General features: G+C 54.0%; 21 protein-coding genes. 1 reads left to right on the top strand and 20 read right to left on the bottom strand.

All coding sequences use genetic code 11. The features are described from left to right. Positions 1–35: 35 nt before the first annotated feature. The 19 genes from AAEY27_RS22235 to glmU all read right to left on the bottom strand — a co-directional run bounded on the left by AAEY27_RS22235 (position 36) and on the right by glmU (position 15,621). Complete coding sequence (locus tag AAEY27_RS22235) at positions 36–1,079, bottom strand: EscU/YscU/HrcU family type III secretion system export apparatus switch protein (RefSeq protein WP_342322909.1); 1,044 nt, start codon at positions 1,077–1,079, stop codon at positions 36–38. Beyond that, the gene (locus tag AAEY27_RS22230; protein WP_342322908.1) at positions 1,072–1,836 is read right to left on the bottom strand and encodes an EscT/YscT/HrcT family type III secretion system export apparatus protein; all 765 of its coding nucleotides are present in this window, start codon (positions 1,834–1,836) and stop codon (positions 1,072–1,074) included. The genes AAEY27_RS22235 and AAEY27_RS22230 overlap by 8 nt, the downstream gene beginning before the upstream one ends. Positions 1,837–1,839: 3 nt before the next feature. Continuing rightward, positions 1,840–2,106, bottom strand: coding sequence for an EscS/YscS/HrcS family type III secretion system export apparatus protein (locus tag AAEY27_RS22225; RefSeq protein ID WP_342322907.1), 267 nt, complete (start codon positions 2,104–2,106; stop codon positions 1,840–1,842). After that, on the bottom strand, positions 2,103–2,750 hold the full coding sequence (gene sctR / locus AAEY27_RS22220; protein WP_342322906.1) for a type III secretion system export apparatus subunit SctR: 648 nt from the start codon (positions 2,748–2,750) through the stop codon (positions 2,103–2,105). The genes AAEY27_RS22225 and sctR overlap by 4 nt, the downstream gene beginning before the upstream one ends. Positions 2,751–2,808: 58 nt before the next feature. Beyond that, positions 2,809–3,786 (bottom strand): YscQ/HrcQ family type III secretion apparatus protein, encoded by a 978-nt coding sequence (locus AAEY27_RS22215; RefSeq protein WP_342322905.1) that lies wholly within the window; start codon positions 3,784–3,786, stop codon positions 2,809–2,811. After that, complete coding sequence (locus AAEY27_RS22210; protein ID WP_342322904.1) at positions 3,767–4,126, bottom strand: type III secretion system protein SsaP; 360 nt, start codon at positions 4,124–4,126, stop codon at positions 3,767–3,769. Before AAEY27_RS22210 ends, AAEY27_RS22215 begins: the two co-directional genes overlap by 20 nt. Beyond that, a complete protein-coding gene (locus tag AAEY27_RS22205; RefSeq protein WP_342322903.1) occupies positions 4,107–4,466 on the bottom strand; it encodes a type III secretion system protein SsaO in 360 nt (119 codons plus the stop codon). The genes AAEY27_RS22210 and AAEY27_RS22205 overlap by 20 nt, the downstream gene beginning before the upstream one ends. A 20-nt stretch (positions 4,467–4,486) precedes the next feature. Continuing rightward, entirely contained in the window at positions 4,487–5,779 is a 1,293-nt protein-coding gene (locus AAEY27_RS22200; protein ID WP_342322902.1) for an EscN/YscN/HrcN family type III secretion system ATPase, read from the bottom strand. Beyond that, a complete protein-coding gene (locus AAEY27_RS22195) occupies positions 5,769–7,820 on the bottom strand; it encodes an EscV/YscV/HrcV family type III secretion system export apparatus protein (RefSeq protein ID WP_342322901.1) in 2,052 nt (683 codons plus the stop codon). The genes AAEY27_RS22200 and AAEY27_RS22195 overlap by 11 nt, the downstream gene beginning before the upstream one ends. After that, positions 7,817–8,173: a type III secretion system protein SsaM gene (locus AAEY27_RS22190; protein WP_342322900.1), complete on the bottom strand. Its 357-nt coding sequence runs from the start codon at positions 8,171–8,173 to the stop codon at positions 7,817–7,819. Before AAEY27_RS22190 ends, AAEY27_RS22195 begins: the two co-directional genes overlap by 4 nt. Positions 8,174–8,236: 63 nt before the next feature. Continuing rightward, the gene (locus tag AAEY27_RS22185; RefSeq protein ID WP_342322899.1) at positions 8,237–9,232 is read right to left on the bottom strand and encodes a SepL/TyeA/HrpJ family type III secretion system protein; all 996 of its coding nucleotides are present in this window, start codon (positions 9,230–9,232) and stop codon (positions 8,237–8,239) included. Beyond that, positions 9,216–9,902: a type III secretion system stator protein SctL gene (gene sctL / locus AAEY27_RS22180; protein ID WP_342322898.1), complete on the bottom strand. Its 687-nt coding sequence runs from the start codon at positions 9,900–9,902 to the stop codon at positions 9,216–9,218. Before sctL ends, AAEY27_RS22185 begins: the two co-directional genes overlap by 17 nt. Beyond that, positions 9,899–10,447 (bottom strand): type III secretion system domain-containing protein, encoded by a 549-nt coding sequence (locus AAEY27_RS22175; protein ID WP_342322897.1) that lies wholly within the window; start codon positions 10,445–10,447, stop codon positions 9,899–9,901. The genes sctL and AAEY27_RS22175 overlap by 4 nt, the downstream gene beginning before the upstream one ends. Before the next feature lie 17 nt (positions 10,448–10,464). After that, the gene (gene ssaJ / locus AAEY27_RS22170; protein WP_342322896.1) at positions 10,465–11,214 is read right to left on the bottom strand and encodes an EscJ/YscJ/HrcJ family type III secretion inner membrane ring protein SsaJ; all 750 of its coding nucleotides are present in this window, start codon (positions 11,212–11,214) and stop codon (positions 10,465–10,467) included. Then, positions 11,211–11,462, bottom strand: a complete 252-nt coding sequence (sctI, locus tag AAEY27_RS22165) for a type III secretion system inner rod subunit SctI (protein ID WP_342322895.1) — start codon at positions 11,460–11,462, stop codon at positions 11,211–11,213. The genes ssaJ and sctI overlap by 4 nt, the downstream gene beginning before the upstream one ends. After that, positions 11,459–11,749, bottom strand: coding sequence for an EscG/YscG/SsaH family type III secretion system needle protein co-chaperone (locus AAEY27_RS22160; protein ID WP_342322894.1), 291 nt, complete (start codon positions 11,747–11,749; stop codon positions 11,459–11,461). The genes sctI and AAEY27_RS22160 overlap by 4 nt, the downstream gene beginning before the upstream one ends. After that, on the bottom strand, positions 11,727–11,942 hold the full coding sequence (gene sctF / locus AAEY27_RS22155; protein ID WP_342322893.1) for a type III secretion system needle filament subunit SctF: 216 nt from the start codon (positions 11,940–11,942) through the stop codon (positions 11,727–11,729). Before sctF ends, AAEY27_RS22160 begins: the two co-directional genes overlap by 23 nt. A 205-nt stretch (positions 11,943–12,147) precedes the next feature. After that, positions 12,148–13,977 carry a glutamine--fructose-6-phosphate transaminase (isomerizing) gene (glmS, locus tag AAEY27_RS22150; protein WP_342322892.1) on the bottom strand — a complete coding sequence of 610 codons (1,830 nt, stop codon included), beginning with the start codon at positions 13,975–13,977 and terminating at the stop codon, positions 12,148–12,150. 273 nt (positions 13,978–14,250) lie between these two features. Continuing rightward, complete coding sequence (glmU, locus tag AAEY27_RS22145; protein WP_342322891.1) at positions 14,251–15,621, bottom strand: bifunctional UDP-N-acetylglucosamine diphosphorylase/glucosamine-1-phosphate N-acetyltransferase GlmU; 1,371 nt, start codon at positions 15,619–15,621, stop codon at positions 14,251–14,253. Positions 15,622–15,965: 344 nt separating this feature from the next. On the opposite strand from glmU, the gene AAEY27_RS22140 reads away from it, so the two are divergent. Continuing rightward, positions 15,966–18,077 (top strand): right-handed parallel beta-helix repeat-containing protein, encoded by a 2,112-nt coding sequence (locus AAEY27_RS22140; RefSeq protein ID WP_342322890.1) that lies wholly within the window; start codon positions 15,966–15,968, stop codon positions 18,075–18,077. 335 nt (positions 18,078–18,412) lie between these two features. Here AAEY27_RS22140 and AAEY27_RS22135 read toward each other — a convergent pair whose 3' ends face one another. Beyond that, positions 18,413–18,832, bottom strand: a complete 420-nt coding sequence (locus AAEY27_RS22135; protein WP_342322889.1) for a F0F1 ATP synthase subunit epsilon — start codon at positions 18,830–18,832, stop codon at positions 18,413–18,415. Between the last annotated feature and the right edge of the window lie 2 nt (positions 18,833–18,834).

The following is an 18,834-nucleotide window of genomic DNA, read 5'->3' as shown; positions in this document are numbered from 1 at the left end:
AGGTAAGGATTATGTTTTCCTTACCTGCTTTTTTCTCAATGCTCATACTCTATTTGCAATACGATACGCAGCAATGCCGCTACCGGCTCGAACAGTGATTCGGGAATTTTATCACCACGCTCCACTTCGAAAAAAAGCGCTCTGGCTAAGCTGATATTTTCCACGACAGGAATGAGATTATACTCAGCGAGTTTAATGATATGAGATGCGCTGTCACCGCGCCCTTTTTCCAGCACTCTGGGGACGGGCATATCGGTCGGATGATAGCCAATGCAAACGGCAAAATGTGTTGGATTGCGCACCACGGCCACTGACTGCTTAACAGATTGCGCCAGGCTGCCACTTTGTATCTCGTTCTGTAATGCACGACGCCGGCTTTTGGTTTGCGGATCGCCTTCGGTGTCTTTATGTTCCTGCTTAATATCCTCTTTACTCATCCGCTGTTCTTTCAATAACTTATAGCGCTGAAATGCATAATCTAGCGCGCCAAGCACAACGTAAAAAACCATCAGTCCTATCCACATCTCTCTCATCAAACGGTAAAAGACCGGCAGCGCACAGGACACGCCGCAATAAGGCAAGGCAAGAAAGGTCCTGGCGGAGGTGTAAAAGATGGTCATAAAAATCAGACACAAGAAAATGACTTTCAGGCTGGATTTGAGGAGCTCGATTGCGCTATTGAGCGAAAAGAGACGCTTAAAATTCTTCGCGATATTCAACCTTTCGCTTTTAAAGCCAATCGCCTTACTGGCAAAAACAAACCCGATCTGCAGCATCACCCCTAATACGGCTGTGATGGCCAGCCCACCCGCCAGCAACAGCAATGCTCTGGATAAAAAGGCGATCGATGCCGCGCTGATTTGCGCTAAAGCATAAACAAACGGTTTATTGATTGCGTTAACCACCAGCAATATCAACGCCGATGCGCGCTGAATAAGCGAATCAATAAAGAAGTGGAAATAGAGGAAAAGGAAGGCTAACTGCACCGCCGAGGTGATTTCGACACTCTTCACCACTTTTCCTGCTTTACGGCCATCGCGCAGTTTTTTCTCGGTCGGTTTTTCTGTTTTTTCACTCATGATGCGCCAGCCAAACCTTCAGATGCAGATAAAGTTTGTCACTCTCGGCAAGCGAGTAATGAAAAGCATAAGGGAGCGTGAATATCAGCATGATCAGCACCAGCGTACTCTTTACCGGCATGGCGAGAGAAAACACATTCAGTTGCTGCGCGAGGCGATTTAGTAGCCCCAACGCGAGGTCAGACATCACCATGCACAATACGGCCGGGAGCGAAAAACTCAGGCATAAGCGGTAGAGCATTTGCCACTGCGCCAGCACGAAAGTGAGGAAGGCGTGATCAAAAAGCAGCGCCTTTCCCGGCGGCAGATAGCGGTAAGAGTCATACAGAATGTTCAATGTGAGATTAATGCCGCCGCTGATAAAAAAGAGCGCGCACAAAAAGTGGCTAAAGAGCAGCCCAAAAATGGAAGTCTGCACGCCAAGCCCCGGATTAAACACAGTGCCCATGGTGGCGCCGCGCATGGTGTCTAGCAGGAAGCCCGCCATATCCACCGCCCAGAACGGTATCGCGACGCCAAAGCCCAGCAAGAAGCCAAACGCCACTTCCCCAGGTATTAACGTCATCCATCGCCCGTTACTGGCGACATAAGGATGCAGCAGAGGCAAAACGGGAAGGATGAGCGAAATCAGGATGCCATTACGCAGGAGCGCAGCACCCAGGCTGCTGGCTCTTAACACCGGCAACATCAGTGACATGCCCACCGGGCGAGCCAGGGCCAACGCCAGCGTGATCAACCAACCATTTAGCTGTTCCATAGTTCAAAGAGGCGAGCCGATTTGCAGCATCACCTGGCGGGTATAACTCAACAAAATACCGCCCAACCAGGGATAGCTGGTCATCAGCGCTAACGCCACCGCCAGCAGCTTTAACATAAACTGCAAGGTCTGATCCTGTATTTGGGTCAGCGCCTGACACAGGCTGACGGCCACGCCGACAACGGAAGCGACCAGCACAACCGGCAGCGAAGTGATGAGGACAATCCACAAAAGCTGCGTCGTGAGGTGTGAGAGTTCAGCATCGTTCATGAGAAGCTCTGTACCAGTTGAGACAAAATTAAATGCCAGCCACCCGCCAGCAGAAATATCAGTAATTTGAATGGCAACGAGATTGTCATTGGCGACACCATCATCATGCCCATTGCCAGCAGGACGTTTGAAACCAGCAGGTCAATGGCGATAAAGGGCAGGTAGATAAGCAAGCCAATACGAAAAGCCTGCGTCAGCTGGCTGACGGTAAACGCGGGCAGCAATATCAAAAGCGAATCAGGTTTAATCTTACGTTTAATCTCTGCCGGCCACGTTCTGTTCACCAGGCTGTGAAAATAGCGGGTCTCTTTCTCTTCGGCGTTATCTTTCAAAAAGCGGCGATAAGGCGTTAACGCTTCGCTGTCCCAGGAGGCTCTCCAGGCAGGTGCGCCAGCGAGCGGCACCGGGTGCCAGCGCGCGTTTACCGCTAATGCCGTCGGCCCCATGATGAACACGGAAAGAACCAGCGCCAGCCCATACAGCGCCATATTGGGTGGAACTTGCTGAATACCCAGCGCGCTACGCAGGACAGAAAAAACCACGGCGATTTTAAGAAAGGACGTTCCCATTACAATCACCAGCGGGAGAACGGAAAGCAGAAACAACACAGTGATGAGCTGCACAGGCGAATCGGGTAAAGACATGGTATTTCCTCCTCCACGATAGGAGGCCAACATACGCCGTTCGCAACGCGTGGCACTATCAGGTATTCACCGTATCCTGCGTCAAGTACCAGCGCGTAATGCGCACCAGAAACTCGCTGCCACAGGCGACCAGTTCTCCGCGCCCTATCGCTCGCCCATCGATGAGCCGCAGGGTGACTTCCGGCGTAAAGTGGCCGCTGGCGGGCAAAATATCCCCCGTTTGCAGCTGGCGTAACCGCCCCAGTTCCACACTGGCTTGTCCCACCTCAAAAACGACTTTTTGTGGGATCCGGTCAAGTTCGACAGGTTGCGCAGCCTCTTCTTTTGCGATGCCGGCTTCTGTCGCAAGCAGGGTTTCGATATCGTCCACCAGCTCATCAAATTTCATTGTCTTCTCCGCTGTTAGCCACACCCGGGCGTTGAAACCGCCGGGTAATCCCATCGCGAAAATGCCCGCTCTGGCATTGCCAAAACAGCGCATCCGCACGCCCATGTCGGTATTCATCGCGGCTATTTCCGCCAGGGTAAGTTGCGTCCAGCCAATGTAAAGAGGAAAGATCACCGGCAGGCAGGGATGGGTTTGTCGCGCTGCAAGTTGCACTTTCTCGGCTAACGTCGCGAAAAAGGACGGCGGCCAGCCAAACAGCAGGGCGTGAAAATCATGCTGATCAACACGCCAACTGGCGTTAAGCGCGATGTGCTGAGGCGCATTACTGCAACGTAACGGATGTTCGTCCTGGCGAAGCGTCGCGTCACCGGCACGCAATAACGGTGAGAGTGCCCATTCGGCGATACCGTGCAGCAGCAACGGATCGATGGCAGATATATCACTCGTGCCGATAACGACTTCGCACCACTGCTGCCAGAGAGGAACAGGCAGCCAAATCGCGCACGGCGTCTCTTTGCAACTGAGCGAAAACAGCACCCCTTCCTGCGCCGGGCATTCCCGCATCGCAAGCGTCAGCTCATCGATCACAACGCCATGTGCCGGAAAGCTATCCACCCAAGGGTGTTCTTCATACGCCACGCTTAACATAATGGATCTCCAGTGTGACTGCGTATCCAGGGCATTGCAGGTGATGTTCCAGCCATCCCGTTGAGGTTTTCAGCGTCCGGTAAAGCCGATGGCAATGAACGTAAAGGCGAAGCCGAACCGCCTGCGCCGTTTCGCTCACTTCACATTCCACGCCGTCGAGCGGCCCGCCCACCACGCGGTAGCGCGCCAGGTTCGCTGTAACTACTCGTCTGTTTGCCGCTGGCGGCAGGGCGCGTAGCATTAGCTGCGCAAAACGCGCGCCCTCGGTTTCCGGCTCTCGCGCCTCAAGGTGAGCATCGGGTAACTGGCCGATGCTGCCCTCAACTTTGATGGCACTCATCCGCCAGTACTCGGGTTATTTTTTCTTTCTTTTTCAGCAGCCGGTTCAGGTTTTTTTGTACTTCACTGCACTGGTTTTCAAGCTGTTGCTGGTTGTCTCGCAGCTGGCATTGCAGCGCCAGCAGCTTATGTCCTTGGGTGAACAGTTCGGCCATTTTTCGTTTTTTTTCCAACAGTTGTTGGCTGTGCAACGTTCCCTGCCAGTTCAGGAGCACTTTCAACCTGACCGTCACTTCTGCAAGGTGTAAGCGGCAGCCTTGCAACTCGGTCAACAGAGCGCGCAACTGCTGTTCAACGCCCGCTTGTTGTCTACGCAATTGCGCTTCTCGCAGCTTATTCACCTTCAGGAGTTTCCTGAAAATCAGTTCGCTACGAGCGCTCTCAGCGTTTGCAGTAGCATTTCGACATGGCATAACTCCTCCTGATTTTGTTGCAAAAACGCGCAGATAGTCGGATGCAAGTCGATAGCCCGATCGGCCGCCGCATCCTGCCCACGTTGGTACTCGCCAATACGCACCAACAATTCAACCTCCTGGTACGTCGCCAGATTTTGCCGCAGCGCGCTGGCAAGCTGGCGATGTTCCTCGCTGGTCACGGCGGGCATGATTCGGCTGAGGCTCGCCTGGACATCAATCGCCGGGAAATGCCCCTTTTCCGCAAGCTGTCGGGATAACACGATATGGCCATCAAGTAGGGAGCGAACTTCATCCGCCAGCGGTTCGTTCATATCATCGGCCTCGACCAGCACGCTGTAGAACGCCGTAATGCTGCCTTTTTCCGCCTTGCCAGCGCGTTCCAGAAGTTTGGGTAATGCGCTAAAGACGCTGGGCGGGTAGCCCCCCGCAACGGCGGGTTCTCCGGCGGCCAGGCCAATTTCTCGTGCCGCTCTGGCGTAGCGCGTCAGGGAATCGACCAGCAGCAGCACATGCTTTTCGCTGTCGCGAAAGGCTTCTGCGAGGGTGGTGGCAACGGACAACGCCCTAACACGCTCCAGGGCGGGGCGATCGGAGGTCGCGACCACAATGACGCTGCGCCGACGCGCCTCGGGCGCTAACGAGAGATCGATAAATTCACGCGCTTCACGCCCACGCTCACCAATCAAGACCAGCACATTGATATCCGCATCCGGGGCGTTGCAGAGCATCGACAACAGCGTGCTTTTACCCACTCCGGGGGCGGAAAAAATGCCGATTCGCTGTCCTGCTCCGCAGGTCAGTGCGCTGTCGATGGCGCGAATCCCTGTCATTAAAGGCTGATCGATAGGGCGACGGGACATCACCGATGGCGGCGGCGCATCATAGTCTCGCCAGCTCACTTCCGGCGGCTGACCGCCATCTAACGGCTGGCCGAAACCATCAATCACGCGTCCCAATAAACCCTCGCCAACAGGCACCTGGTGGCGACGCCTTAAGGGGACAACGGGCTGACCACACTGCAAGCCGGTGGTACTGGCGAAAGGCGATAGCAGAGCTTCCCCGCCGTTTATACCGACCACCTCGGCGAGTTCACCGCCGGGCTGGATACGGCAGAGTTCTCCCATAAATACGCCGGGCAGCCACACTTTCAGCAGTGTTGAACTGATGCGCTGAATGCGGCCACGTCGCTGATAGCCGTCCGGCGCGGGTTTCCGGTTTCGCATCCATTCACTCATCATCTTCGGCTAACGCCTCTTCGCTGAGGTCGATACTGTCAATCACCTGAACAAGGCTGGCTTCGCCAAGCTCCTGCCAGGATAAAACCGGCACATCAAACAGCGCCGTTTCGGTCATTTTTCGCAGAAAACGCCGTGCATCCACGGACGTGACGATCAGTAAGCGGGCTGATTTTTCCACGGCCTGTTCGACAAGTTTGAGGATTTGAGATTTGTGCTGGGGGGACAACTCGGCATAGGTGCCCATCGCCGTCTGGCGGATAGATTCGCGGATCAGGTTCTCGATACCTTCGCCGATGCGTAACACCGGCAGCGCGTCTCCTTGCGGGTTAACGCGATGCAGAATATGGCGTCGCAGCGCGATGCGGACGTACTCCGTGAGCATCAGCGCGTCTTTTTCACGTGGCGCCCAGTCGATAAGTGTGCCGAAGATAAGGCGTAAATCGCGAATGGAAACCTGCTCCGAGACCAGCCGTTGCAAGGTTTCGGTGACCTTGCTAATCGGAAGCTGGCGTTGCAGCTCTTTGACCAGTTCGGAGTAGCGTTTTTCCATGGCATCCATGAGATAACGCGTCTCCTGAACGCCGATAAACTCCGCCATATGGCGCAGTAACACGCATTCCAGTAGGGCGGTGACGCGCTGAGTCCCCGAAACGATCGCAAAGCCAAGACCCCGCGCTTTTTCGCCCATCGCCTGTGAAAACCAACTGATTTTCCCCATCCCGTCAGGCAGTGTCTGGCAGTCCCCTTCCACTTGCGGGGCCGCGCCCAGCAACATGGAGTGCGCTTCAGAAGGAAGCGACAGAGAGAAAACCGGTTCCTGGTACAGCAGAACGCTCAACCACTCCGTTGGCTCAGCCGCCAGCACTTCAATATTCACTTCCGGTAACGGAACACCGTAGTCCTCAAACAGCCGCCAGCGCATGGCGTCGATATCACGAACCAAATCAGCGCAATGCAATGCGGGGGTAAGGCGTAACATCAACGGGCAGGCGCCGGGCATCATGCTCTCTTTTTCCGGCACTTTTCCTGCGCTACCTATTGTGATGCCGCCCTTTTTGCGGCGCAGCACTATCAATGGTAACGCCAGCAGTGCGGCGAATAGGGCCAGCGTCATAAACGGAAAACCGGGAATGCAGGCAAGCAGGATCAGCACCAGCGCGGTTAAGATCAACGCCTGCGGCTGCCTGGCGATTTGGGAGCTGAGTTCGGACGCCAGGTTCTGGCGCTTCTCGCCGGGAACGCGGGTCACGATGATCCCGGCGCTCAGGGAAATTAACAAAGAGGGGATTTGGCCGCATAAACCGTCGCCAATCGACAGCACGCTGTAGGTCCGCACGGCTTCATCGAGCGGCATCCCGTACTGGGCAACCGCAATAATAATGCCGCCGATAATGTTCACCAGCACCACAATAATGCCCGCGATGGTGTCGCCTTTGACAAACTTCATCGCACCGTCCATCGCGCCGAGAAAGCGACTTTCCCGCTGGACATGCTGGCGCAAATGGCGAGCCTGATCCGCATCAATAACCCCTGCTCGCAAATCCCCATCGATACTCATTTGCTTACCGGGCATGCCGTCCAGTGAGAAGCGGGCAGAGACTTCCGCCACTCTCTCGGTACCCTTTGTAATCACAATGAATTGCACAATGGTGATGATGGCGAACACCACCACGCCGACCGTCAGGTTTCCGCCAACCACAAAACGGCCAAACGCATCCACAATTTGCCCGGCGTTATGTTGCAGCAGCACCAGCCGGGACGTGCTTATCGTCAGCGACAACCGGTACAGCGCGGTAATAAGCAGCAACGACGGGAAGACCGACAAATCCAGCGGATCGTTAAGGTAGGTCGCCACTAATAGCAGGATCACGGAAAACATCAGGTTGACGGTGATCAGCATATCCACCACCCATGTCGGTAGGGGCAGAATCATCATCACAATGGCAATCAGCAGCACAACCGCCAGCACAATATCCTGGCGATGGGCGCACGCGTTGAGCCACTGCTGTAGCTTCGCGCCATTTATCAGACGGATCTTCATCGCGACCCCATTAAGGCGATTTGTCGCCGGTGCAGCTGCAGCCAGAGTTCCGCCGAGGAATCAGGCGGCGGTGAACAACTGATCGCCAACCCTTTGCGCACCTGAAATACCCGCTGAGGAATGCCGTAAAAAGCCGATGGTCGCCAGTCGCTTAGCAACGTAAGCAGCCGCACTTTGTCGAAAGGAGAATGGGGAAAGAGCTGGCACAGAGAGACCCGACCATGGCGGTAACCGAGGTGCGTTTGGTAATGCGCCTGTCGCCATTGCATATCCGCCGCCAGAGGATGATGAGCCAATCCCGCCAGGCGTATAAAGAGTTGAATATTGCGTTGGGTAACCAGATCCCACTCCATCCCGATGCTCCGCTGTCGTGCTGAATCAGCCAACAGGTTCGCAGAACGGAGGGGATTGTGGCATCAGGGGAAAACCTGAACCCCTTTCACTTCCCGCACGGTTTCGAGGATTTGCTCACGCTGATCGTCATCGTTAAAACAGCGATCGGGTAACCAAGTAAAGAGCGCATCCAGTTGCTGGAGAAGCCGGTTAAGCATGCGCGGTGAAGCGACGATCGCGGTCAGCCTGCTAAGCAACCTGTCGCGAAAAAGCCAGCGCTCGCCAATGATATCGAGCAACAACGGCAACACGGTGCCCGGCGCGAGTTGGCAAATCCGCTCCTCGCGCTGGCACTCTTTTTCCAGCCCCAGAAACAACAACAAACGGCGCAGACGTACCAGCACTGCAGCCAGGCGCTGTTGCTGTGAGGCATCGACACAGACGCTCAGTTCAAACGCCATGGCGCGCAGCAAAATGCGCACTCGCTCGCGGCGGTCGGGCCAGCTTGCCACGCGCTTGAACCACTGCGACAACGGCATCTCATCCTCATCAATGGCCTGCTGCATAAGGCGTTTTAACGATGCCAGCATCGCCGAATCAACTGTATTTAGCTCCAGCAAACTACACACGGCGAGTTCCCATCCCTCCTGCGTCGTGAGCGCATCTAATCGCGCTTGCAGGGCGCGTTTTTTCTCTCCTGACACCCCACCCGCCGCAAGCGCCAGCGCGATAACGATGATCTGCTGCGCCCTTTCAAGCTCGGGGCAATCGCTGCTTTTCATCGCAGAAAGGCCGAGCACCAGGCTTGTGTTTTCCTGCATTTGCTTAACCAGCCGCAGTAACGCTTGCTGCCTGCGTTGCGACGTCTCAACGCCAGGTTGCTTTTTCTGCTCCCACAGCTTGCCACTGAGCGCCATTCCCATCTCTTCCAGCGTTTCGTAAATGGCTGAACCCGCCGTTTCCTGCAATACCTCCATCGCCAGCATGGCGGGAGAAATAGCCTCTTCCTGCCCGGTATTCTGGCTGGAAGAGGGCTCAGGAAAAGAGATCGCGTTTACCTCATTAAGATTGGCATTCATTCTTGCCTCCTGTGTCATCACCTTTGCGAAGCCAGGCCAATAACTGCCAGAAGTGCTCGCTGAGTGAAAATTCCACGGAATAGTGCATTGAGGCGAGTTCGGCCCTGTCCGGGGCGAAATCCGGGTCTTCAACCAGTGTGAACCGATCGCCAAAGTGTTCACGCATCAGTGCCAGGTGCTGAGGATGGATGCGTAATCGAAGCGCCCCTTCCTGCGCCATCGACTGCGCCTGTTTCGCCAGACGGTGGCATAAGGTGCTGTCGATCGGTTGTTGATCGAACCATGCGCTCAATACTTGTTCGACGCTGTTCAGAATGAACTCTGCCGCCTGATCAACGCATTGCTGATGCTGCGTTTCTTCCTCGCATAAACGCTTTACGTGCTTTGCCAGCCACTCCGACTCCATTTGTTCCAGCATATTTCGGCGCAGGATGGCGTTTTCCGCTTCCCATTTTTTCTGCTGTTTAAGCTGCGAATACGCGCTGTCACGCACGATTTTCTCCGCCTTTCGCCGGGCTGCGTTGAGTATGCTGCGGGACTGTTTTTCATCCTGCTCTTTTTCGAGGGCAAGGTGGATTTGCGACTGTAACCACTGCGCTTCAATGACGTTTTGCTGGGGAAGCCGCTGGTTTGTCTCAAGCTCAAGCAGCGGTAAGGTGGAAAGGCTCATAGTAAAGACTCCAGAAACATGAGCGCGGTTTGAGGCACCTTCGGCCAAAGCGCCCGTTGGGGTGGCGGCAACAGGATTAACAACGCGTGTAAAACCGGGTTGTGTCGCGCCGCCCGGTGTAAAGCCAGGGTGCCGATGTTTATTGCTGTCGTTGACATTGCCTGCACAGAGAGCCGCGTGTTGCTTGTGTGCCCAAGCCAGCCGTACAAACGCCAGATTTCATCGTCAGTGAACCACTTGAGCAGTGCTTGCCGGTAATCAGGCAACATAAAGTAATCACTGCAAGCGAGGGGCATTAATCCCAGCCCCAGCGCATACGTCACCATACGAGGCGCCAGGCTAGCCAGCCGCTGCTGCCGGTCATTCAAACAACCAGTAATGGCAACCGGCTTCAAGCGGGCGCGCAAGGCCTGGTCAAGGGCGCGATCCCGCGCCGGATTGTCTCCATAATGCCAGCCATCAGGCGGATGAAAGCCCAACAGGTGCAGCCATTCCCGCGATGCATAACGCGCGGGCTGCCACATATACCGATAGAGTTGCAGCACGCGCGGGTTCGGCCGGGTTAGTGCCGGTGTTTGCGCCAGTGGTGGAACGTCAGCAGAGCCGTCAGGCTCACCAGACACAACAGCATTAACGTTAACCAACGAGAGTATCGGGTTAGCCATTGCATCACCTTCCTGTTATCCGTGTTCATGACACCCGGCGTTGTGAGGCTTTGAAGATCGGTCAAATCGGCCAGCATCCTTAATTCAGCTGGTTGCATCAGAATACTGATTTGGCTGTACTCAAGCCCTGGAATCGATTTTTCAATCAATTCCTTAATGTTCGTGCGAAACGCCTCTAAGTTCACCTGCGGTGAATATTTGATAAACACCGCAACGGACGTTGGGCTGGCGCTGCTTTCGCCGTCTGTCGGCAGCAGCGCAATCGTGACGGTGGCATTGACGACGCCATCCATCTGGCTGAGCATTCCGGCGATGCGCTGTTCTTTCAAAAAGCTGATTTTCTGCTGTTCCTCCAGTGGCGATACCACCAGTTGATTGGGCGGAAACATGGTGTCGGCCGTGATGAATTTCCGCCGTGGAAAGCCGTTAAGCCTGAGTAACTCTTCGGCATTGATAAACTGGGATTGCTCGACGTTTAACGTCACGCCGCCTTCTTCCTGCTGTTTATCCGCATCGATATGGTGCTGCATCAGGATGGCCAGCATCTGATTGGCTTCCTCCTCTTGCAGCGAGTGATAAAGCCCCACACGGCATGCCGTGAGCAACATCACCAGGCAGGCCAGGCACATTCTGCGTATCCACTTCATGTCATGTTCACCAGCTTATTGATCGATTGCGATACGGAGCCCGTCAGCTTGGCGCAGAGATCGACCCCCACCGTTAATCCCACCGTGTTAAGTTGCCGGGTGAGCATCTCTTGTGGAGATACTGCGCCAGACGGCAAATCAGCCTGTAAAAGCGCAGAGAAGCGATCCGCTTGCTGTTGCGTTGGGGGTTCATCAGGCACTGTCAGCATCCGGTCGATGGGGAGTGATCGATGATTGATGATGTTCATTGCTGGGTTCCTCCCCTTGGGTACGGGAAAAAGGGGCGCAATGCTTTCGCTTCGGGAAGATCAACCCGCTCTAGGATTTGGCCTGCTTTTCGCGGCTCATTGAGCCCTGCCAGCAGTAAAGCCAGACACAGCGCCTGTAATTTTTGATCCGGGACAATACACGGCAGCGCTGGCAGCATGGCCTGCACCTGAGCGCGCAAATTGTGGTTAAGCCCGGCGAACATGACTTCCAGCAACAGGCGGCGTTCTGCGTCGCTGAGGCCGTCAGATTTTGGCAATGATTCCACTGAGCATGTCCTTTATGGTTTTGATCATCGCACTCTCGTAATTGATAAACGTGGAGTACTGTTGCACGGCAAATTGCGCCTGAAGCATCGCTTCGGGATTGTTCAAATCGTTGCCGCTCATCTTGTCGTTAATGGCGTCCCCCGCCTGGTGCGCCAGGCTGGAGAGTCTATTTACCAGTTGATCAACATCCATGATGTCTCCCCTTTGCGTGCCCCCTTTAACGGATATAAGGGGCGATGGGGGAATTATCAGGGGCGGAAAACCGGCGAACCATCAGGTATTGAACTGAGCCGTGCAAGGCATTTGGGCGGGGGCATAAAAAAATCCGGTACACCTGTTGAAGGTATTACCGGATTTTTGTGGGCTACGTTTTAAGCGTTATCGTGCCAGTGAAAACTTATTCCACGGTCACCGATTTCGCCAGGTTACGCGGCTGGTCAACGTCGGTGCCTTTGATCAGCGCAACGTGGTAAGCCAGCAGTTGCAGCGGCACGGTGTAAAAAATAGGTGCAATGACTTCTTCTACATGCGGCATCTCGATGATGTGCATATTGTCGCTGCTGGTGAAACCGGCATCCTGATCGGCGAAGACATACAGCACGCCGCCACGGGCGCGGACTTCTTCAATGTTCGATTTCAGTTTTTCCAGCAGTTCGTTGTTTGGCGCAACAACGATAACCGGCATATCCGCATCGATCAGCGCCAGCGGGCCATGTTTCAGCTCACCGGCCGCGTAGGCTTCAGCGTGGATATAGGAGATCTCTTTCAGTTTCAGCGCGCCTTCCAGCGCAATCGGATACTGATCGCCGCGACCGAGGAACAGCGCGTGATGCTTGTCAGAGAAGTCCTCTGCCAGCGCTTCAATGCGTTTATCCTGTGACAGCATCTGCTCGATACGGCTTGGCAGCGCCTGCAAACCCTGCACGATGTCATGTTCGATAGCCGCGTCCAGACCTTTCAGGCGGCTCAGTTTCGCCACCAGCATCAGCAACACGGTTAACTGTGTGGTAAACGCTTTGGTCGAGGCGACACCGATTTCGGTACCGGCATTGGTCATCATCGCCAGATCGGATTCACGCACCAGCGAGGAACCCGGCACGTTACAAATCGCCAGCGATCCCAGGTAACCCAGCTCTTTTGACAAGCGCAGAGCCGCCAGCGTATCTGCCGTTTCACCGGATTGCGACAGCGTGATCATCAGGCTGTTGCGACGCACAGCGGATTTGCGATAGCGGAATTCAGAGGCGATTTCCACATCACACGGCACACCAGCCAGCGCTTCAAACCAGTAACGGGAAACCATACCGGAGTTGTAAGAGGTCCCGCAGGCCACGATTTGAATATGCTCGACTTTCGACAGCATTTCATTGGCGTTCGGCCCCAATTCGCTGAGATCCACTTCGCCGTGGCTAATACGACCGGTCAGGGTATTTTTGATGGCGTTCGGCTGCTCGTAGATCTCTTTCTGCATGTAGTGGCGATAAATACCTTTATCACCGGCGTCGTATTGCAGATTGGATTCGATGTCCGGGCGTTTAACCTGGGCGCCAGATTTATCAAACACCGTGACGCTACGGCGGGTCACTTCGGCGATATCCCCTTCTTCAAGGAAGATAAAGCGGCGAGTAACCGGCAGTAACGCCAGCTGATCGGAGGCGATAAAGTTTTCGCCCATACCAAGACCGATAACCAGCGGGCTACCGGAGCGCGCAGCCAGCAGCGTGCCGGGATCGCGGGTATCCATAATCACGGTGCCGTAAGCGCCACGTAATTGCGGAATAGCACGCAGTACCGCTTCACGCAGCGTACCGCCCTGTTCCAGCTCCCAGTGCACCAGGTGCGCGATAACTTCAGTGTCTGTTTCAGAGACGAACACATAGCCGCGCGCTTTTAACTCTTCGCGCAGCGGTTCATGGTTTTCAATGATGCCGTTGTGGACAACGACGATATGTTCAGAAACATGCGGATGCGCGTTTCCTTCTGACGGTTCGCCGTGCGTTGCCCAACGCGTGTGCGCGATACCGGTGCCGCCATGCAGCGGGTGGTCTTCCGCCGCCTGAGAAAGCATCTGCACTTTGCCGAGGCGGCGCAGACGGGTCATGCGACCTTCGCTGTCGACGACGGCCAGACCGGCAGAGTCATATCCGCGGTATTCGAGACGACGTAAACCTTCGAGAAGAATTTCTGCTACATCACGCTGCGCGACTGCGCCTACAATTCCACACATATTTTTGATTCCGATTTTGGCGTTATGCCATGTGTTGTCACCAACCTGTTTACACTTCATTCTTCGCGCCGCAGGTGCGTTAGCTTTCCTGCAACACGAATTATTTCGTGTAAGTGTCCGAATATCGGACGCCCCGAGCCTTGTAGAGAGTGGGGTTATTTTTATAGGTACTGCTTTGCGGGCGGAGGAATTATCTTTCCTCTCATCCCTAAATTGTTACTGAATGGCGCTTTGATTGCCGGATGGCGCTACGCTTATCCGGCCTACATCGAATTACTTTTTCTTCACCGGACGCTGCCAGCCCTGTTTGTTAACCTGCGGTACACGGCTTAACACCAGTTCATTTTCAGCGACATCGCGCGTAACAGTGGTACCGGCGGCGATAGTTGCGCCTTTTGCCACAGTAACCGGCGCCACCAATTGCGTATCGGAGCCAACGAAAACATCATCGCCGATGATGGTTTTAAATTTGTTTGCGCCATCGTAATTGCACGTAATCACACCTGCGCCGACATTTACGTTGTCGCCGATTTCCGCATCGCCCAGGTAAGTCAGATGACCGGCTTTGGAGCCTTTACCCAGACGCGCTTTTTTCATTTCAACGAAGTTGCCCACGTGCGCGCCAGCCAGCAGCTCTGCGCCGGGGCGCAAACGCGCGAACGGCCCGACGGTGCAATCGGCGTCCAGGCGCGCATCTTCTACCACGCTGTACGGGCTGATTTCACAATCGTCACCAATCACGGTATTTTTCAGGATGCAACCCGCGCCAATCTTCACGCGATCGCCGAGTTTGACGTTGCCTTCGATAATTACGTTAGCATCGATCTCCACATCTCGCCCGTGGGTCAGCGTACCGCGCAGATCGAAACGAGCAGGATCGCGCAGCATAACGCCAGCCAGCAGCAATTTTTCAGCGTGCTCAGACTGATAAGCGCGTTCAAGACGTGACAGTTGCAGGCGGTTGTTAACCCCTTCCACTTCGCTTAAGCGCTGCGGATGCACGGCGGTGATTTCACGTCCTTCTTGATACGCCAGGCTGATGATGTCCGTGATGTAGTATTCACCCTGGGCATTATTATTGGTGAGTTTGCTGAGCCAGCGTTTCAGATCGCCGCCATTGGCGACCAAAATGCCGGTATTGATCTCATTAATCAGGCGCTCGGCTTCGCTGGCATCTTTCTGTTCGACAATACCCGTCACCACGCCATTTTCGCGCGTGATGCGACCATAACCGGTGGGATCGTCGAGTTTAACGGTGAGAAGGCCAATGCCGCCCTGCGGTTTCGCATCGCGCAGGCGCTGGAGGGTCTCGACTGAGATCAGCGGGACATCGCCATAGAGCATTAAAATGTCTTCGTCGTCTGCGAAAAATGGCGCGGCCTGTTGCATGGCGTGACCGGTGCCGAGTTGTTCAGCTTGCAGCACCCAGTTGAGTTTATCGTCAGTAAGGCGCTGTTTGAGCAGTTCGCCGCCGTGACCATAAACCAGATGAACGTGATCGGCACCAAGATTATTAGCGGCATCAATGACATGCTGAACCATCGATTTTCCTGCAAGGGTATGCAGCACTTTGGGCAGATCGGAATACATGCGTGTGCCTTTGCCAGCAGCAAGGATCACCACACTCAAATTTGCGTTCAACATAAGCGTCCTGACTATCATTTGGGAAAGAAGTTAACCTCTTTCATTTTGAAAATACTACATATTTTGTAGCATGAAATGGACTGCTGGTGAAATGCTCAACATCCCCTGTTACAGCCCATTTGACGGTAGTTTTGCGGGCAGAGTAAATCAGTTTGCCGCTGAAAAGTAGCGTCATTTTAGCCTGCGGCTCATACATACAATGAGTTAGGCGTTTTTTTTCTTCCTGAATAAAGATCGCTTAAAAACAAAACACTGTTTTAGTCATTAAAGAGTGTGAGCTACAAAAAAGAAACAGTGTTTCATCTTGATGATAATGACCGGCAATTATTAATCAGGAGAATAAAATGAATTATAAAATACCTCTGGCTCTTGCTGTGTGCAGTTCGCTTATCTCCACCTCGACACTGGCTGAACCGGCCGCAGTCTGGAAAGCCATTGCGTTTGGGCAATCTACCGACGTCAATTTCTCGTCCAACGTGCTGCCGGAAAAGATTGGTGTCAATGATGTTACCATCGACGGCAAAAAACTGACGCCTGCGGATGAAGTCGATCTTTCAAAGCCGATTACTCTCGAAAGCCGCGGCGGAAAAATCGCTAACTCCCATGATGGCCTGACCTTTTTCTATACCACGCTTCCGCACGATAAAAATTTTGTCTTACAGGCCACTATCACTGTTGAGCAATTCGGCCCGGAAAACGGCGCAAAACCCGCCGCGCAAGAGGGCGCAGGCCTGTTGGTGCGCGATGTGCTTGGTCCCCCGCGCCAGCAGCCGCTAAAAGCAGGTTACGAAGAGTTTCCCGCCGCGTCGAATATGGTGATGAACGCCATCATGACGCAGGATAAAAAGGATAACTTTCGCGTAAAGATGCAGGCCATCAGCCGGGAAGGGATCAGCCAGCCGTGGGGTAACGCGGGCGCGGCAATCGTGAAAAAGAGCTATCAGGAGGAGGTGGATCTTCGCCAGACGCCGACTTTTCGCTTAAGGCTTACACGAACCGACGACGGTTTTATCAGCGCGTGGGCGCCTGCGGGAAGTGATCAATGGGTTAGCCACAGCGTTCCGCGCGCGGATCTTATCTCGGTACAGAATAACGACCATTACTACGTCGGGTTCTTCGCGTCGCGAAATGCAAAAATCACCGTCACCGATGCCTCGCTAACCACGTCGGTGGCGCACACTGTTGCGTCAAAACCCTGGCAGGCCGAGCCATTACCCGTGCTGGTGCAAATGGCGTCTCCCGCGCAGAGCAGCAGTGAACAATACACCTTTCAGGCGCGCGCGAACGATGACGGCATGTTCAGCGTTCGGCAAGATGAAGTGGTGATCGGTAATGAAAAACCGGTCAAAGCTGGCGAGATGTATGCCGTCCCTACAACGCTTACGCAAAGCGCAACTTTCGCGCTGACATTTATTCCCACCAGCGGCGGCGCGACGATAAATCAGCAGATAAAGGTTGAGAAGATTTCCGCAATCACCGCCTCGACATTAATGGTTTCGCCACAAGGAAACGCCGAGGGGGCCGGAACCGCCGCATCGCCAGTAGATTTACCCACCGCCATTCGTTTGCTGCCTCCAGGCGGCAAAATCATCCTGCAAGCAGGCGATTATGCGTATACCGAGATTCCTCTCACCGCCAGCGGCCTACAAAACAACCGCAAAACCCTGCAAGCCGATGGCAAAGCGGTTATTCACGGCTTACTGCTTGATGCCAGTTACTGGCATATCAAAGGCATCGAAGTTACCGATAAGAGTCTGCGCGTGCAGGGTAGCCATAACCTGATCGAAAACGTCATTGCCTGGCGCAATGACGATACTGGTATTCAAATTTCTTCGCCGGAGAAAATTGGCCGCGCGCTATGGGCCAGCGACAACCGTGTAGTCGACTCGGAATCCTGGGGCAATGAAGATGCTGGCAAAATCAACGCTGATGGTTTTGCGGTGAAAATGCGCGTCGGGGAAGGCAACCGGCTTGAGCGTTGTTATGCGCACGACAATATCGATGACGGTTTTGACTTGTTTAATAAGATTGAAGACGGGGCTAATGGCGTTGTGGTGATCGAGAATTCTATTGCCAGCAACAATACCAGCAACGGTTTTAAGCTGGGTGGAGAAGGGCAACCCGTTGCTCATCAGATACGTAACAGTAAAGCGATCGGTAACCAACTGGACGGTTTCACCGACAACTTCAACCCTGGCAAGCTGGTGGTTGAGAACAATATTGCCGTGGATAACCAACGATTTAACTTTATTTTTCGCCCAAGCCCGTATGGAGATGCATCCACGCAGGGTGTGTTTACGGGCAATAAATCCGTGCGCAGTAAACCGGGTCGTTATGACGATGCGGTGATCGGGAATATTGATAAGACGAATTATTTTATTGCTCAAGGCAAGAGCGTTAACAGCGAAGGGAAGGAATTAGAAGAAGGTACGGTTTTGGCAGGTTTGAACCGCTAGCCAGATGGCGCTCGCTTATCACACGACGGTAAGCGCAGCGCCACGCGGCAAATCAGCAATTTAGTTGAAGCTACCAAAAGAGATGGTCATGTTGCTGAAGATGGCGATGATTTTATTGATCAGTTTCATAGGGGGGTGTCCTGTTTTTCTGGAGTTAATTTCTGTGATGAACTTCACAAAAACGGAGTCTACGCCTCATTTTTTGACCGATCAATATTTTTGTGAACTACATCACAAAATATTAAAACGCATTTTCAGTTTCATTTTTCCTGGAACGCAGCCATAAAAAAAGCCAGCCTGGAAACCAGACTGGCTTTTTAACGTTCAAGCCGGTGTTACATCGCTTTTTTCGTCAACTCGATAACACGCAGTTTCGCGATGGCTTTCGCCAGCTCCGCAGACGCCTGAGCGTAATCCACGTCACCGTGAGAGCTTTGAATGTGCTCTTCTGCTTTACGCTTCGATTCCAGGGCTCGCGCTTCGTCGAGATCCTGACCACGAATAGCGGTATCAGCCAGAACGGTCACACTGCCAGGCTGCACTTCGAGAATGCCGCCGGACAGGTAGATAAACTCTTCATGACCGAACTGTTTTACGATGCGGATCATACCAGGCTTAATGGCGGTGAGCAGCGGTGCGTGACCCGGGAAAACACCCAGTTCACCTTCACTGCCCGTTACCTGGATTTTCTCGACCAGACCAGAGAACATTTGTTGCTCTGCGCTGACGACGTCCAGGTGGTAAGTCATTGCCATAT

The organism is Kosakonia sp. BYX6 (genome assembly GCF_038449125.1).
Classification (GTDB): domain Bacteria; phylum Pseudomonadota; class Gammaproteobacteria; order Enterobacterales; family Enterobacteriaceae; genus Kosakonia; species Kosakonia calanthes.
Note: the sequence above shows the minus strand (reverse complement) of the source record. Positions and strands in the feature narration are given on the sequence as shown.